Annotated in this window: 12 protein-coding genes; all 12 read left to right on the top strand. The window is 63.3% G+C overall.

Annotated features, from left to right (window positions below; genetic code table 11):
* The first annotated feature begins 6 nt into the window (after positions 1 to 6).
* The 12 genes from hutU (at position 7) to OIU19_RS14705 (ending at position 15,879) form a co-directional block, all read left to right on the top strand.
* Positions 7 to 1,680, top strand: coding sequence for a urocanate hydratase (gene hutU / locus OIU19_RS14760; protein ID WP_264235624.1), 1,674 nt, complete (start codon positions 7 to 9; stop codon positions 1,678 to 1,680).
* A 74-nt stretch (positions 1,681 to 1,754) separates the two neighbouring features.
* Entirely contained in the window at positions 1,755 to 3,287 is a 1,533-nt protein-coding gene (gene hutH, locus OIU19_RS14755) for a histidine ammonia-lyase (RefSeq protein WP_264235623.1), read from the top strand.
* A 68-nt stretch (positions 3,288 to 3,355) separates the two neighbouring features.
* Positions 3,356 to 4,759: an amino acid permease gene (locus tag OIU19_RS14750; RefSeq protein ID WP_264235622.1), complete on the top strand. Its 1,404-nt coding sequence runs from the start codon at positions 3,356 to 3,358 to the stop codon at positions 4,757 to 4,759.
* A gap of 15 nt (positions 4,760 to 4,774) precedes the next feature.
* Positions 4,775 to 5,980, top strand: a complete 1,206-nt coding sequence (hutI, locus tag OIU19_RS14745) for an imidazolonepropionase (protein WP_264235621.1) — start codon at positions 4,775 to 4,777, stop codon at positions 5,978 to 5,980.
* A gap of 11 nt (positions 5,981 to 5,991) precedes the next feature.
* Entirely contained in the window at positions 5,992 to 6,795 is an 804-nt protein-coding gene (hutG, locus tag OIU19_RS14740) for an N-formylglutamate deformylase (protein ID WP_264235620.1), read from the top strand.
* A 309-nt stretch (positions 6,796 to 7,104) separates the two neighbouring features.
* Entirely contained in the window at positions 7,105 to 8,076 is a 972-nt protein-coding gene (gene pip, locus OIU19_RS14735) for a prolyl aminopeptidase (protein WP_264235619.1), read from the top strand.
* A complete protein-coding gene (dtd, locus tag OIU19_RS14730; protein ID WP_186557635.1) occupies positions 8,073 to 8,510 on the top strand; it encodes a D-aminoacyl-tRNA deacylase in 438 nt (145 codons plus the stop codon). The genes pip and dtd overlap by 4 nt, the downstream gene beginning before the upstream one ends.
* Positions 8,511 to 8,773: 263 nt before the next feature.
* The gene (locus OIU19_RS14725) at positions 8,774 to 10,489 is read left to right on the top strand and encodes a glucan biosynthesis protein G (protein WP_319004519.1); all 1,716 of its coding nucleotides are present in this window, start codon (positions 8,774 to 8,776) and stop codon (positions 10,487 to 10,489) included.
* Positions 10,482 to 13,055 carry a glucans biosynthesis glucosyltransferase MdoH gene (gene mdoH, locus OIU19_RS14720; protein WP_264235618.1) on the top strand — a complete coding sequence of 858 codons (2,574 nt, stop codon included), beginning with the start codon at positions 10,482 to 10,484 and terminating at the stop codon, positions 13,053 to 13,055. Before OIU19_RS14725 ends, mdoH begins: the two co-directional genes overlap by 8 nt.
* Positions 13,056 to 13,316: 261 nt before the next feature.
* Positions 13,317 to 14,114 carry a transporter substrate-binding domain-containing protein gene (locus OIU19_RS14715; RefSeq protein ID WP_186557389.1) on the top strand — a complete coding sequence of 266 codons (798 nt, stop codon included), beginning with the start codon at positions 13,317 to 13,319 and terminating at the stop codon, positions 14,112 to 14,114.
* 75 nt (positions 14,115 to 14,189) lie between these two features.
* Entirely contained in the window at positions 14,190 to 15,152 is a 963-nt protein-coding gene (locus tag OIU19_RS14710; RefSeq protein ID WP_186557343.1) for an amino acid ABC transporter permease, read from the top strand.
* A complete protein-coding gene (locus tag OIU19_RS14705; RefSeq protein ID WP_264235821.1) occupies positions 15,145 to 15,879 on the top strand; it encodes an amino acid ABC transporter ATP-binding protein in 735 nt (244 codons plus the stop codon). The genes OIU19_RS14710 and OIU19_RS14705 overlap by 8 nt, the downstream gene beginning before the upstream one ends.
* The last annotated feature ends 214 nt before the right edge of the window (positions 15,880 to 16,093 follow it).

Below are 16,093 nucleotides of genomic sequence, written 5' to 3'. Positions count from 1 at the left end.
TTCCCCGTGACTGACAACAACAAATACCGTGACGTAGAAATCCGTGCCCCGCGTGGCAACAAGCTGACCGCCAAAAGCTGGCTGACCGAAGCGCCGCTGCGCATGCTGATGAACAACCTCGACCCGCAAGTGGCCGAGAACCCCAAGGAGCTGGTGGTCTATGGCGGCATCGGCCGCGCCGCGCGTAACTGGGAGTGCTACGACAAGATCGTCGAGACCCTGACCCGCCTGGAAGACGACGAGACCCTGCTGGTGCAGTCTGGCAAGCCGGTCGGCGTGTTCAAGACCCACAGCAACGCCCCGCGCGTACTAATCGCCAACTCCAACCTGGTACCACACTGGGCCAACTGGGAGCACTTCAACGAACTGGATGCCAAGGGCCTGGCCATGTACGGCCAGATGACCGCCGGCAGCTGGATCTACATCGGCAGCCAGGGCATTGTCCAAGGCACCTACGAAACCTTCGTCGAAGCCGGTCGCCAGCATTACAACGGTAGCCTCAAGGGCAAGTGGGTGCTCACCGCCGGCCTTGGCGGCATGGGCGGCGCCCAGCCGCTGGCGGCGACCCTGGCCGGCGCTTGCTCGCTGAACATCGAGTGCCAGCAGAGCCGGATCGATTTCCGCCTGAGCAGCCGCTATGTCGACGAGCAAGCCACCGATCTGGACGATGCGCTGGCGCGCATTGGCAAATACACCGCCGAAGGCAAGGCCATCTCCATCGCCCTGCTGGGCAACGCCGCCGAAATCCTGCCGGAGCTGGTCAAGCGTGGCGTGCGTCCGGACATGGTCACTGACCAGACCAGCGCCCACGACCCGCTCAACGGCTACCTGCCCGCGGGCTGGACCTGGGAGCAGTACCGCGACCGCGCCCAGACCGAACCGGCGGCAGTGGTCAAGGCTGCCAAGCAGTCCATGGCCGTGCACGTGCAGGCCATGCTCGACTTCCAGAAGCAAGGTGTGCCGACCTTCGACTACGGCAACAACATTCGCCAGATGGCTAAGGAAGAGGGCGTGAGCAATGCCTTCGACTTCCCAGGCTTCGTTCCGGCCTATATCCGTCCGCTGTTCTGCCGCGGCGTGGGTCCATTCCGCTGGGCCGCGCTGTCGGGCGAAGCCGAAGACATCTACAAAACCGATGCCAAGGTCAAAGAGCTGATCGCTGACGATGCCCACCTGCACCGCTGGCTGGACATGGCCCGTGAGCGCATCAGCTTCCAGGGCCTGCCGGCGCGTATCTGCTGGGTTGGCCTGGGGCTGCGGGCCAAGCTGGGCCTGGCCTTCAATGAAATGGTGCGTAGCGGTGAATTGTCGGCGCCGATCGTCATTGGCCGCGACCACCTTGATTCCGGCTCGGTCTCCAGCCCGAACCGCGAAACCGAATCGATGCGCGATGGCTCCGACGCGGTGTCCGACTGGCCGCTGCTCAACGCCCTGCTCAACACCGCCAGCGGCGCTACCTGGGTTTCGCTGCACCATGGTGGCGGCGTGGGCATGGGCTTCTCGCAACACTCAGGGATGGTCATCGTCTGCGATGGTAGCGACGAAGCCGCCGAGCGCATTGCCCGCGTGCTGACCAACGACCCAGGCACCGGCGTCATGCGCCATGCCGACGCCGGTTACCCGATCGCTGTCGACTGCGCCAAAGAGCAGGGCCTCGATCTGCCGATGATCACAGGTTGATCATCGACACCGAACAAGGGCGATACTGAATAACAAGAAGGGGCCTGTGGGCCCCATGCGAATGGAGTAGCGAAGTGACCGAACTGACCCTAAAGCCCGGTACCCTGACCCTGGCCCAGCTACGCGCGATTCACGCCGCGCCCGTGCAACTGCGCCTGGATGACAGTGCTGGCCCGGCGATCAATGCCAGCGTCGCTTGCGTCGAACAGATTCTCGCCGAGGACCGCACAGCCTACGGCATCAACACCGGTTTTGGCCTGCTGGCCTCGACCCGCATTGCCCGCGAAGACCTGGAAAACCTGCAGCGCTCGCTGGTGCTGTCGCACGCTGCCGGCATCGGCGCGCCGCTGGATGACGCCATGGTGCGCTTGATCATGGTGCTCAAGATCAACAGCCTGAGCCGCGGCTTCTCCGGTATTCGGCGCAAGGTCATCGATGCGCTGATCGCCTTGGTCAACGCTGAAGTCTATCCGCACATTCCGCTCAAGGGTTCGGTAGGCGCCTCGGGCGACCTGGCACCATTGGCGCACATGTCGCTGGTGCTACTGGGCGAGGGCAAGGCGCGTTACCAGGGCCAGTGGTTGCCCGCTAACGAGGCCCTGGCAGTGGCCGGCCTCGAGCCGCTGACCCTGGCAGCCAAAGAGGGCCTGGCCCTGCTCAATGGAACCCAGGCGTCGACTGCCTACGCCTTGCGTGGGTTGTTCCACGCCGAAGACCTGTTCGCTGCGGCGATCACCTGCGGTGGCCTCACCGTCGAAGCGGCGCTGGGTTCGCGTTCGCCATTCGATGCGCGTATTCACGAAGTGCGTGGCCAGCGCGGGCAGATCGACGCGGCAGCCTGCTACCGCGATCTGCTCGGCGATTCCAGCGAGGTGTCGCGCTCGCACGAGAACTGCGGCAAGGTCCAGGATCCCTACTCGCTGCGCTGCCAGCCACAGGTCATGGGCGCCTGCCTGACCCAGTTGCGCCAGGCTGCCGAGGTATTGGCCATCGAGGCCAACGCGGTGTCGGATAACCCGTTGGTGTTCGCCGCCGAAGGCGATGTGATCTCCGGCGGTAACTTCCACGCCGAGCCGGTGGCGATGGCGGCTGACAACCTGGCACTGGCGATTGCCGAGATCGGTGCGCTGAGCGAGCGGCGCATCTCGCTGATGATGGACAAGCACATGTCCCAGCTGCCGCCGTTCCTGGTAGAAAACGGCGGGGTCAACTCGGGCTTCATGATCGCCCAGGTGACGGCTGCCGCGCTGGCCAGCGAAAACAAAGCGCTGTCGCATCCGCACAGCGTCGACAGCCTGCCAACTTCGGCCAACCAGGAAGACCATGTGTCGATGGCCCCGGCGGCGGGCAAGCGGTTGTGGGAAATGGCCGAGAACACCCGTGGCGTGCTGGCTATCGAATGGCTGGGCGCGTGCCAAGGGCTCGACCTGCGCAAGGGGCTGAAAACCTCGGCCAAGCTCGAACAGGCCCGCAAGGCACTGCGCGAGAAAGTCGCGCACTACGAGCGTGACCGGTTCTTCTCGCCGGATATCGAGATTGCCAGCGAACTGCTGGCTGAGGGCACGCTGACGGGGTTGTTGCCGGCTGGAGTGTTGCCGAGCCTGTGAGATAGCGGGGGTCGCAAAGCGGCCCCAACACGCGGTCGTTCGTCCAAAAAAAATAAAAGGGACGCAGAATGCAACAAGCTCAAGGACTCAAACGCGGGCTATCGTCCCGCCATATTCGGTTCATGGCCCTCGGCTCTGCCATCGGCACCGGCCTGTTCTACGGCTCGGCCTCGGCCATCCAGATGGCCGGCCCCGCCGTGCTGCTGGCCTACCTGATCGGCGGCGCCGCGGTGTTCATGGTCATGCGCGCCCTCGGCGAGATGGCCGTGCACAACCCGGTGGCCGGCTCCTTCGGTCACTACGCCAGTACCTACCTAGGGCCTATGGCCGGTTTCATCCTCGGCTGGACCTACGCCTTCGAGATGATCATCGTCTGCATTGCCGACGTGACCGCCTTCGGTATCTACATGGGCTTCTGGTTCCCCGACGTGCCGCGCTGGATCTGGGTACTGGGCATCGTCTTCCTGATCGGCGGGCTGAACCTGTGCAACGTCAAGGTGTTCGGCGAGATGGAGTTCTGGCTGTCGCTGCTCAAGGTCGGCGCCATCGTGGCGATGATCCTCGCCGGTCTGGGCATCATGGCCTTCGGCTTTGGCCAGGTCGGCAACGGCGCTGCCGTGGGGGTCGGCAATCTGTTCGAGCATGGCGGCTTCATGCCCAACGGTATCGGCGGGTTGATCGCCTCCTTTGCGGTGGTGATGTTCGCCTTTGGCGGTATTGAAATCATCGGCATCACCGCCGGTGAAGCCAAGGATCCGCAGCGGGTGATTCCCAAGGCGATCAACGCCGTGCCGCTGCGCATCCTGCTGTTCTATGTGCTCACCCTGTTCGTGTTGATGTGCCTGTACCCGTGGCCGCAGATCGGTAGCCAAGGCAGCCCGTTCGTGCAGATCTTCAGCAACCTGGGGATTGGCTCGGCCGCCGCCGTGCTCAATGTGGTGGTGATTTCTGCGGCTGTGTCGGCGATCAACAGCGACATCTTCGGCGCTGGCCGGATGATGTATGGCCTGGCGCAACAGGGCCACGCGCCACGCGGTTTTGCCCAGCTGTCGAAACACGGCGTACCGTGGCTCACGGTGCTGGTGATGGGGGCGGCGCTGTTGATCGGCGTGGTGCTCAACTACCTGATCCCGGAAAACGTGTTCCTGTTGATCGCCTCGATCGCCACCTTCGCTACGGTGTGGGTCTGGCTGATGATCCTGGTCACACAAGTCGCCATGCGTCGCCGGATGACGCGCGAAGAGGCGGCCCAGCTCAAGTTCCCGGTGCCGTTCTGGCCGTATGGACCAGCGCTGGCGATTGCCTTCATGGTGTTCATCTTTGCGGTGCTCGGTTACTTCCCGGATACCCAGGCGGCATTGCTCGTCGGTGTGGTCTGGGTGGTGTTTCTGGTGGCCTCCTACCTGCTGTGGTGCAAACCGCGCGCAGGCCAGGGCGAGCTGGCCAGGGAGCACGCCGAGCTGCATCGTTAGTAACGGAGAGGCTCTATGAGAACCCTTTGGCAGCATTGCCAGGTGGCCAGCATGGCCCAAGGCAGCTACTCGATCATCGACGACGCGGCCATCGTCAGCAACGCAGGCCTGATCGAGTGGATCGGCCCGCGTGGCGAACTGCCGTCGGTCGATGCCGAGCGCACGGTGGATCTGGCGGGCGCCTGGGTTACCCCAGGGCTGATCGACTGCCACACCCACGCGGTGTTCGGCGGTAACCGCAGCGGCGAGTTCGAACAGCGCCTGCAGGGCGTCAGCTATGCCGAGATTGCCGCGCAAGGCGGCGGCATTGCCAGCACCGTGCGGGCCACCCGCGCGGCCAGCGAGGACGAGCTGTTCGCCAGTGCCCGCCAGCGCGTGCAAGCGCTGATGCGCGATGGCGTCACTACCGTGGAGATCAAGTCCGGCTACGGCCTGGACCTGGCCAACGAACGCAAGATGCTGCGCGTGGCCCGGCGCCTGGCCGAAGAGCTGCCACTGACCGTGCGCAGTACCTGTCTGGCCGCTCATGCCTTGCCGCCGGAATACGCAGGCAGGGCCGATGACTACATCGCGCATATCTGCGACGAGCTGCTGCCCGCGCTGGCGGGCGAGGGCCTGGTGGATGCGGTGGATGCATTCTGCGAGCACCTGGCGTTCTCCCCGGCCCAGGTCGAGCGGGTGTTCATCAAGGCGCGTGAACTGGGCCTGCCGGTCAAGCTGCATGCCGAGCAGTTGTCGTCGCAGCGTGGCTCGAGCCTGGCGGCGCGCTACCAGGCGTTGTCCGCCGATCATCTGGAGTTCATGACCGAAGAGGATGCCATCGCCATGGCTGCGGCCGGCACGGTTGCCGTGCTGCTGCCGGGCGCCTTCTACTTCCTGCGCGAGACCCAGCTGCCGCCGATGGACGCGCTGCGCAAGCATGGCGTGAAGATCGCCCTGGCCAGCGACCTTAACCCAGGCACCTCGCCAGGCCTGTCGCTGCGCTTGATGCTGAACATGGGCTGCACGTTGTTCCGCATGACCCCGGAGGAGGCCCTGGCCGGCGTCACCCTGCACGCCGCTACCGCGCTAGGGCTGGGCGCCAGCCACGGCTCGCTGGAAGTCGGCAAGTTGGCGGACTTCATCGCCTGGCAGATCGAACGCCCCGCCGACCTGGCCTACTGGCTCGGCGGTGACTTGCCCAAGCGCGTGGTGCGCCGCGGCCACGAGATTTCCAATTGAGCGAGGCAGACATGCACAAGGTATTGAGTTTCCATCAAGGTCGGCTGCCGCTGCTGATCAGCATGCCGCATGCAGGCCTTGGCCTGACGCCGGCTGTGCGCGATGGCCTGGTCGATCAGGCGCGCAGCCTGCCCGACACTGACTGGCACATTCCCCAGCTCTACGACTTCGCCCGCGAGATGGGCGCAAGTGTAGTGGCGGCGCACTACTCGCGATTTGTCATCGACCTCAATCGGCCTGACGATGACAAGCCGTTGTACGCCGGAGCTACCACGGGCCTGTATCCGGCCACATTGTTCGAGGGCAAGCCCCTGTTCAAAGACGGCTTGACGCCTTCTGCTGACGAGCGTGCGACTTACTTGGAGCAGATCTGGCGCCCCTATCACGACACGATCAAGCACGAGCTGGCGCGTCTACACGAAGCGTTTGGCTATGCCCTGCTGTGGGATGCGCATTCGATCCGCTCGCATATCCCGCACCTGTTCGCTGGCAAGCTACCGGACTTCAACCTTGGCACGTTCAACGGCGCCAGCTGCGACGCGCAGTTGGCGGAGCGGCTCAAGGAGGTGTGCGCTGGGGCCGGAGGTTACAGCCACGTGCTCAACGGACGTTTCAAAGGCGGGCACATCACCCGTCACTACGGCAACCCAGCGCAGCACATCCATGCGGTGCAACTGGAGTTGGCCCAGAGCACCTATATGGAGGAGGTCAAGCCGTTCACTTACCGTGAGGATCTGGCCGGGCCTACTCAGGTGGTGCTCAAAGGCTTGCTGGAAACGCTGCTGGCATGGGGCCGGGAGCGCTACGGCAAATAATGGCGCAGCGGGCGGAGGCTGTCGTCAGCGCCCCCAGCAGTAACCATCGCTGTTCTCGCACTGCTGTCTTTTTCCACTCTAGTTGCACCGCCGGAGCCGCGTCTGGACCTGCTAGCTGCCCATCGCCGTGGCCGACGCCGCGCAGAGGTTTTCATGGGGCTCCCTCGGTGTTGATGGGCTGGCGCTATCTTAAGGGCAGCCGAGTCCGAGAGGGCGACGCCGATTGTTAGCACTCGTTGCCGGTGCGCCCTGGCATGATTCGGGTTTATGATGGCGCCAGCCGAAGAATAGCCCTTCATGGAGTGCGCAATGCAGACCCTGTACCCGCAGATCAAACCTTACGCCCGGCACGATCTGGCCGTGCAAGCGCCGCATGTGCTGTATGTCGATGAGAGTGGTTCGCCGGAAGGTCTGCCGGTGGTGTTCATCCACGGTGGCCCAGGTGCCGGCTGCGACGCGCAGAGCCGCTGCTATTTCGATCCAAACCTGTATCGCATCATTACCTTCGATCAGCGCGGTTGCGGCCGTTCCACGCCCCACGCGAGCCTGGAGAACAACACGACCTGGCATCTGGTCGAGGACCTGGAGCGCATTCGCGAACACTTGGGCATCGACAAGTGGGTGCTGTTTGGCGGCTCCTGGGGTTCGACCCTGGCCCTGGCCTACGCCCAGACCCACCCCGAGCGCGTGCATGGCTTGATCCTGCGCGGCATCTTCCTGTGCCGTCCACAGGAGATCCGCTGGTTCTACCAAGAAGGTGCCAGCCGCCTGTTCCCTGACTATTGGCAGGACTACATCGCGCCGATCCCCGCCGATGAACGCGACGACCTGGTCAAGGCCTTCCACAAGCGCCTGACCGGCAACGACCAGATCGCCCAGATGCACGCGGCCAAGGCCTGGTCGACCTGGGAGGGCCGGACCGCGACCCTGCGCCCCAATCCGCTGGTGGTCGATCGTTTCTCCGAGCCACAGCGCGCGTTGTCGATCGCTCGGATCGAGTGTCACTACTTCACCAACAATGCTTTCCTGGAGCCGGACCAGCTGATCCGCGACATGCCCAAGATCGCCCACCTGCCAGCGGTGATCGTGCATGGCCGCTACGACGTCATCTGCCCGCTGGACAACGCCTGGGAGCTGCATCAGGCCTGGCCCAATAGTGAGCTAAAGGTTATCCGCGATGCCGGTCATGCCGCGTCGGAGCCCGGTATCACCGATGCGTTGGTGCGCGCTGCCGATCAAATGGCCCGGCGCCTGCTCGACCTGCCCCTGGAAGAAGCATGAAAGGCCTGCTGCAGCGAGTGCGCGGGGCGCGAGTCGAGGTAGAGGGGGAGATCGTCGGTGCCATCGACCAGGGTTTGCTGGTGCTGGTGGCCGTCGAGCCTGAAGATACTCGCGAACATGCCGATAAGCTGTTGCACAAGCTGCTCAACTACCGGGTGTTCAGCGATGCCGACGGCAAGATGAACCTGTCGCTCAAGGACATCGGCGGCGGCTTGCTGCTGGTGTCCCAGTTCACCCTGGCGGCTGATACCCGCAGCGGCATGCGCCCAGGCTTCTCGACTGCCGCACCACCGGCGCTGGGCGCCGAGTTGTTCGACTATCTGCTGGCGCGCGCACGGACCTCGCACGAGGACGTTGCCAGCGGTCGTTTTGGCGCCGACATGCAGGTGCACCTGGTCAATGATGGCCCCGTAACATTTATGTTACAAATCTGAGGCGAAATAACCCCCTGTTTGCAGGAAAACAAGGGGGTTTGTACGATAAATAGTTTGTACAGCCTGATGCGTTGTGACGCGGCCTGCTGGATAATCGCGCGCTGCGTGAACCTGCGTTCGCAGGTTCGTTTCACCTTGACTCGAGCATTGTCTGGATCCGTTTGGGGAATCATTACGCCCTCACGGGGTCCGAACAGTGCTCGCCAACCCGGCATTGGTCGCTGGCCGTTGGTTTCATGATCTGTTTTCGGCGAGGGTTGCTCGTGATTGTAAGTCCCTGTAATGCACCAAGAATCCCCGGCAATCGGCTGCGCAAGGCCCTGGCGGCTGGCGTAGCACTGGTCGGCCTGATGAGCGCTGGCCAGCTGTGGGCATTCAATCTTGACGATGTTGCAGCCAAGGCAAAGGATCTGGCCGGCCAGAAGTACGAAGCACCGAAGAGCAATCTGCCGGCGGTGTTCCGCGACATGAAGTACGCCGATTACCAGAAAATCCGCTTCCTTCAGGAAAAGGCCGAGTGGGCCAAGGACAAGACGCCGTTCAAGCTGTCCTTCTACCACCAGGGCATGCACTTCGACACACCGGTGAAAATCAACCAGGTCACCGCCACCAAGGTCGAGGAAATCAAGTACGACCCGAGCCGCTTCGAGTTCCAGGACGTGCCGCACGACGCCAAGACCGTCGAGAACCTCGGCTACGCCGGTTTCCGCGTGCTCTATCCGATCAACAAGGCTGACAAGCAAGACGAGATCATGACCTTGCTTGGCGCCAGCTATTTCCGGGTCGTCGGCAAGGGCCACGCCTATGGCCTGTCGGCCCGTGGCCTGGCCATCGACACCGCGCTGCCGTCCGGCGAAGAATTCCCGCGGTTCACCGAGTTCTGGGTCGAAAAGCCCAAGCCGGCCGACAAGCACCTGGTGATCTATGCCCTGCTCGACTCGCCGCGTTCCACCGGCGCCTACAAGCTGACCGTGCGCCCGGGCAACGACACCATCGTCGACGTCAAGTCGCGCATCTACCTGCGTGATCACGTCAGCCGCCTGGGTATCGCGCCGCTGACCAGCATGTACCTGTTTGGCCCTAACCAGCCCTCCAAGGTCATGAACTACCGTCCGGCCCTGCACGACTCCGAAGGCCTGTCGATCCATGCCGCCAACGGCGAATGGCTGTGGCGCCCGCTGAACAACCCGAAACACCTGGCTGTGAGCAACTTCAGCGTCGAGAACCCGCGTGGTTTCGGCCTGATGCAGCGTCACCGCGCCTTCAGCGACTATGAAGACCTCGATGACAACTACCAGAAGCGTCCAAGCACCTGGATCGAGCCTAAGGGCGACTGGGGCAAAGGCACCGTCGATCTGGTCGAGATCCCGACCGCCGACGAGACCAACGACAACATCGTTGCCTTCTGGAGCCCGGAGACGCTGCCAGAGCCAGGCAAGCCGGTCGACTATGACTACCGCCTGCACTGGACCATCGACGAGCCTAAGTTCCAGGCCCCAGAGCTGGGTTGGGTCAAGCAGACCCTGCGTTCGACCGGTGACGTCAAGCAATCCAACCTGATCCGTCAGCCGGACGGCAGCGTGGCTTTCCTGGTCGATTTCGCGGGCCCCGTCCTGGCTGCGTTGAAGGAAGACGCCAAGGTGCGTAGCCAGATCAGCGTTGGCGACAACGCCGAGGTGGTCGAGAACAATCTGCGCTATAACCCAGAGACCAAGGGCTGGCGCCTGACCTTGCGCCTGAAGATCCAGGATCCGAAGAAGTCCACCGAGATGCGCGCTGCCCTGCTGCAGGACGTTCCGGTCGAAGCACCTAAGCCGGCCAAGGACACCAAGCATGACAAGGCTGCGGCCAAGCATGCCAAGGCTGAAAAGCCTGCCGAGCAACCAGCCGCCGATGCGGCGTCCACCAACGGGGCCCCGGCCACCACCGAGAAGGTGCTGACCGAAACCTGGAGCTATCAGTTGCCTGCCGATGAGTAACTCAAGCGCAAGGCCAGAATCGCTTGGCGAGTACCTGGCCCACTTACCACTGAGCGACGAGCAGCGGGCGGAGCTCGCCAACTGCGCCTCGTTCAGCGAGCTGCACCAACGCCTGGCGGCCACTCCGGCCGCCACTGCCACCGAGGCCGTACAGGCCTCGGTGGGCCCGCGCCTGACCGTGGGCAGCGCCGCCGAGCTGGAAGACGCCGAAATGCTCGGCGTCGACGGCAGCGGCCGGCTGTGCCTGAAGATCGCCCCGCCGATCAAGCGCACCCGGGTTCTGCCCGAACCATGGCGCACCAATATCCTGGTGCGCATGTGGCGGCGCATGACGGGCCGCACCAACGCACCGCAGCCGCCCAAACGCGAACTGCCGCCAGCGCGCTGGCGCTGGGTCGGCTCGCTGCGTCGCTATATCCTGCTGGCGCTGATGCTCGGTCAGACCATCGTTGCCGGCTGGTACATGAAAGGCATCCTGCCGTACCAGGGCTGGTCGTTCGTCGATCTCGACGAGATCATGAACCAGTCGCTGTGGGACACCGTCGTGCAGGTCTGGCCGTATGCATTGCAGACCTCCATCCTGATTCTGTTCGGTATCCTCTTCTGCTGGGTGTCGGCGGGCTTCTGGACCGCGCTGATGGGCTTCCTCGAGCTGCTCACCGGGCGTGACAAGTACAAGATCTCCGGCAGCAGTGCCGGTAGCGAGCCGATCGCCGCCGAGGCGCGTACTGCGCTGGTAATGCCGATCTGCAACGAAGACGTGCCACGGGTGTTTGCCGGTCTGCGCGCGACCTTCGAGTCGGTGGCCGCCACCGGCAACCTCGATCGTTTCGATTTCTTCGTACTCAGCGACACCAATGATCCAGACATCGCCGTTGCCGAACAGCAGGCCTGGCTGGACGTGTGCCGCGAGGCCAAGGGCTTTGGTCGCATCTTCTACCGCCGTCGCCGCCGTCGCGTCAAACGCAAGAGCGGCAACCTTGACGACTTCTGCCGTCGTTGGGGCAGCGAGTACAAGTACATGGTGGTACTCGACGCCGACAGCGTGATGAGTGGTGACTGCCTGAGCAGCCTGGTGCGCCTGATGGAGGCCAACCCGGATGCCGGCATCATCCAGACCGCGCCGAAGGCGTCGGGCATGGACACCCTGTATGCGCGACTGCAGCAGTTCGCTACCCGCGTATACGGCCCGCTGTTCACCGCTGGCCTGCACTTCTGGCAGCTGGGCGAATCGCACTATTGGGGCCACAACGCGATCATTCGGATGAAGCCGTTCATCGAGCACTGCGCCCTGGCGCCGTTGCCCGGTAAGGGCGCCTTCGCCGGTGCGATTCTGTCTCACGACTTCGTCGAAGCGGCATTGATGCGTCGGGCTGGCTGGGGTGTGTGGATCGCCTACGACCTGCCGGGCAGCTATGAAGAGTTGCCGCCCAACCTGCTCGATGAGCTCAAGCGCGACCGGCGCTGGTGCCACGGCAACCTGATGAACTTCCGCCTGTTCCTGGTCAAGGGCATGCACCCGGTACACCGTGCGGTGTTCCTTACCGGGGTGATGTCGTACCTGTCGGCGCCGTTGTGGTTCTTCTTCCTGGTGCTGTCGACCGCCTTGCTGGCGACCAACACCCTGATGGAGCCGCAGTACTTCATCGAGCCGTTCCAGCTCTACCCGCTGTGGCCACAATGGCACCCGGAGAAGGCCATTGCGCTGTTCTCCACCACCATCGTGCTGCTGTTCCTGCCCAAGCTGCTGAGCATCATTCTGATCTGGGCCAAGGGCGCCACCGAGTTCGGTGGGCGGATTAAAGTCACCCTGTCGATGCTGATCGAGATGCTGTTCTCGATGCTGCTGGCGCCGGTACGGATGATCTTCCATACCCGCTTCGTCCTGGCTGCCTTCCTCGGCTGGGCGGCGACCTGGAACTCGCCGCAGCGTGACGACGACTCCACCCCGTGGAGCGAAGCGGTGCGTCGCCATGGTCCACAGACCCTGTTGGGCTTTGCCTGGGCCGCGTTGGTGGCCTGGTTGAACCCAAGCTTCCTGTGGTGGTTGGCGCCGATCGTTGGTTCGCTGGTACTGTCGATCCCGGTTTCGGTGATTTCCAGCCGGGTGCGCCTGGGCCTGCGGGCCAAGGACGAGAAGCTGTTCCTCATTCCTGAGGAGTACGCGACCCCGCACGAGCTGTTGGCGACCGACCAGTACACCCACGAGAACCGCTGGCATGCGCTGCATGACGGCTTCGTGCGGGCAGTGGTCGACCCACGCCAGAACGCTTTGGCCTGCGCGATGGGGACTGCCCGGCATGGCCAGGCGGCACCGATCGAAGCGCTGCGTGAAGAACGCATCGCCAAGGCGTTGGAAGTCGGGCCGAAAGGGCTGGACGGCAATACCCGTCTGGCGCTGTTGAGCGATCCGGTGGCGCTGTCGCGTCTGCATGAGCGGGTCTGGGCCGAGCACAATTCGGCCTGGATCGATGTCTGGCGCAACTCGATCAACAGCGATCCGCATTCGCCGCTGTTGCCGTTGCATCCGGAGAATGAGGCACAGCCTTCCTTGGTAGGTGCCTGATCCAGCATTGGGGCCGCTTTGCGGCCCTTCGCGGGCAAGCCCGCTCCTACAGGGTTCGATGCACGACCTGTCGGAGCGGGCTTGCCTGCGATGGGCTGCGAAGCAGCCCCATAGGCCTATTTTGGCCAACAAAGTCTCCCCAGGCTCTAGGTCCCGAGCCGCGCATGCGTTAGCATCCCATCCGATATTTCGCAGCGGTCTGTAGGACCGTTACTGCCAACAATAAGATTCGTACTCTTTTTGCTAGGGGACTTGGTGATGATGAAGAAATACCTGTCGCGACTGCTGGTCGGCGTCACCGCGCTGGTCGCGGTGGCCAGCGCCCAGGCCGGCGCCATCGACGACGCGGTCAAGAGCGGTACCCTGCGGGTCGGCATGGATCCGACCTACATGCCCTTCCAGATGACCAACAAGCGCGGTGAAATCATCGGCTTCGAAGTGGACATCCTCAAGGCCATGGCCAAGTCCATGGGCGTCAAGCTGGAGACCGTCTCCACCGCCTACGACGGCATCATCCCCGCCCTGCTGACCAACAAGTTCGACATGATCGGCAGCGGCATGACCCTGACCCAAGAGCGCAACCTGCGCCTGAACTTCAGCGAACCCTTCATCGTTGTCGGCCAGACCCTGCTGATCCGCAAGGAGCTGGCGGGTGAGATCAAGTCGTACAAAGACCTGAACAACGAGAAATACCGCGTTACCTCCAAGCTCGGCACTACCGGTGAGATGGTCACCAAGAAGCTGATCAGCAAAGCCAAGTACCACGGCTACGACAACGAGCAGGAAGCGGTGATGGACGTGGTCAACGGCAAGGCTGATGCCTTCGTCTATGACGCGCCGTACAACGTGGTGGCGGTGGAGAAGGCCGGCGCTGGCAAGCTGCTGTTCCTCGAAGAGCCCTTCACCTACGAGCCGCTGGCTTTTGGCCTGAAGAAAGGCGACTACGACAGCATCAACTTCATCAACAACTTCCTGCACCAGATCAAGCATGACGGGACTTACGATCGTATCCACGACAAGTGGTTCAAGAACAAGGACTGGCTGAAGGAAATGGAATAAGCAGGCCACAAGCCTAGGCTTTGACCCCAACGCGCAGGCAAACCCTGCGCGTTCGCATTTACGGAAGTACCCCTCGTGATCAAACACAAGAAAGCCCAGTGGCCCTGGCACGCGCTGACCGCGCTGGTGCTGGTGGGCCTGGCGATCAGCCTGTACTTCGCCACCTCGTTGATGTCCTACGAGTGGCGCTGGAACCGCGTTCCCCAGTACTTCGCCTACCAGGCCGAAGAAGCCCAGCGCGCGGCCAGCTATGGCACCGTGCAGGATATCGTCCTGCAAGGCGACAGCGCCCGCGTCACGCTCAAGGGCGAGGATGGCCAAGAGCAGGTGCTGGACGTGGCCAAGGACAGCCTGCAACTGAGCCGCGGTGACGACGTCGCCGAAGGCGATCAGATCGGTGTCACCCGGCACTGGGCGGCCGGTCCGCTGGCCTGGGGCCTGTGGACCACGCTGTGGCTGTCGGTGGTATCCGGTGCGTTGGGCCTGGTGATCGGCCTGATCGCCGGTTTGTGCCGGTTGTCGAACAACCCGACCCTGCGTGATCTGTCGACGGTCTACGTCGAACTGGTACGCGGCACACCGCTTTTGGTACAGATTTTCATCTTCTACTTCTTCATCGGCACTGTGCTCAATCTGTCTCGCGAGTTCGCTGGGGTGGCCGCGCTGGCGCTGTTCACGGGCGCCTATGTCGCGGAGATCGTGCGCGCCGGTGTGCAGTCGATCGCCAAGGGGCAGAACGAGGCGGCGCGCTCGCTGGGCCTGAATGCCGGGCAGTCGATGCGTCATGTGATTTTGCCGCAGGCCTTCAAACGCGTACTGCCGCCGCTGGCTGGGCAGTTCATCAGCTTGGTCAAGGACACCTCGCTGGTGTCGGTCATTGCCATCACCGAGCTGACCAAGAGCGGTCGCGAGGCGATCACCACCTCGTTCTCGACCTTCGAGATCTGGTTCTGCGTGGCAGGCCTGTACCTGCTGATCAACCTGCCGCTGTCGCACCTTGCCAGCCGGCTCGAGCGGAGGCTTGCGCAAAGTGATTGAAGTCCGTGATCTGTTGAAAGTGTTCGACACCCGCGGCCAGGTGGTGCGTGCGGTGGACAACGTCACCACGCAGGTGGCCAAAGGCGAAGTGGTGGTGGTGCTGGGCCCGTCGGGTTCCGGTAAATCGACCTTCCTGCGCTGCCTCAATGGCCTGGAGCACTTCGATGCCGGTCATGTGTCGATCAATGGCCTGCAACTGGATGACCCCAAGACCGACATCAACGCCTATCGTCGCGAAGTCGGCATGGTGTTCCAGCATTTCAACCTGTTCCCGCACATGACCGTGCTGGAGAACCTGTGCCTGGCGCAGAAAGTCGTGCGCAAGCGCAACAAGGCGGACCGCGAAGCCAAGGCGCGGGCGCTGCTGGAAAAGGTGGGCATCGGCCAGAAAGTCAACGAGTACCCATCGCGGCTCTCCGGTGGCCAGCAACAGCGGGTAGCGATTGCTCGGGCGCTGGCGATGGACCCGAAGGTGATGCTGTTCGATGAGCCGACCTCGGCGCTGGACCCAGAAATGGTCGGTGAAGTGCTGGACGTCATGAAGACCCTGGCGCAAGAGGGCATGACCATGGTCTGCGTGACCCACGAGATGGGCTTTGCCCGCGAAGTGGCTGATCGGGTGCTGTTCTTCGATCATGGCAGGTTGCTGGAGGACTCGGCGCCGGTGGCGTTCTTCGATTCGCCGAGGGATCCGCGCGCGCAGGCGTTCTTGCGTCAGGTGCTATAAGGCGCAGAGAGCATTTGCGTGGGAGCGGGCTTGCCCCGCGATAGCGTAGTTAGTGCTGACGCTATCGCGGGGCAAGCCCGCTCCCACGCAACCTTCGTAACCCGCGTGGCAGTGGGCTTGCACCGCGATAGCTGTGATCAATCGCGCAGGGAAATGACCTGCCAGCCACGCTGCTGGGCATGGGCGCGCAGCTTTGGGTCTGGGTCTACCGCCA

The organism is Pseudomonas sp. BT-42-2, assembly GCF_025847435.2.
Taxonomy (GTDB): domain Bacteria; phylum Pseudomonadota; class Gammaproteobacteria; order Pseudomonadales; family Pseudomonadaceae; genus Aquipseudomonas; species Aquipseudomonas urmiensis.
Note: the sequence above shows the minus strand (reverse complement) of the source record. Positions and strands in the feature narration are given on the sequence as shown.

Bases quoted from the DNA above. Each gene is read 5' to 3' on its own strand.
- OIU19_RS14750 (WP_264235622.1), top strand. From the start codon at position 3,356: ATGCAACAAGCTCAAGGACTCAAACGCGGGCTATCGTCCCGCCATATT.
- hutI (WP_264235621.1), top strand. From the start codon at position 4,775: ATGAGAACCCTTTGGCAGCATTGCCAGGTGGCCAGCATGGCCCAAGGC.
- hutG (WP_264235620.1), top strand. From the start codon at position 5,992: ATGCACAAGGTATTGAGTTTCCATCAAGGTCGGCTGCCGCTGCTGATC.
- pip (WP_264235619.1), top strand. From the start codon at position 7,105: ATGCAGACCCTGTACCCGCAGATCAAACCTTACGCCCGGCACGATCTG.
- dtd (WP_186557635.1), top strand. From the start codon at position 8,073: ATGAAAGGCCTGCTGCAGCGAGTGCGCGGGGCGCGAGTCGAGGTAGAG.
- mdoH (WP_264235618.1), top strand. From the start codon at position 10,482: ATGAGTAACTCAAGCGCAAGGCCAGAATCGCTTGGCGAGTACCTGGCC.
- OIU19_RS14715 (WP_186557389.1), top strand. From the start codon at position 13,317: ATGAAGAAATACCTGTCGCGACTGCTGGTCGGCGTCACCGCGCTGGTC.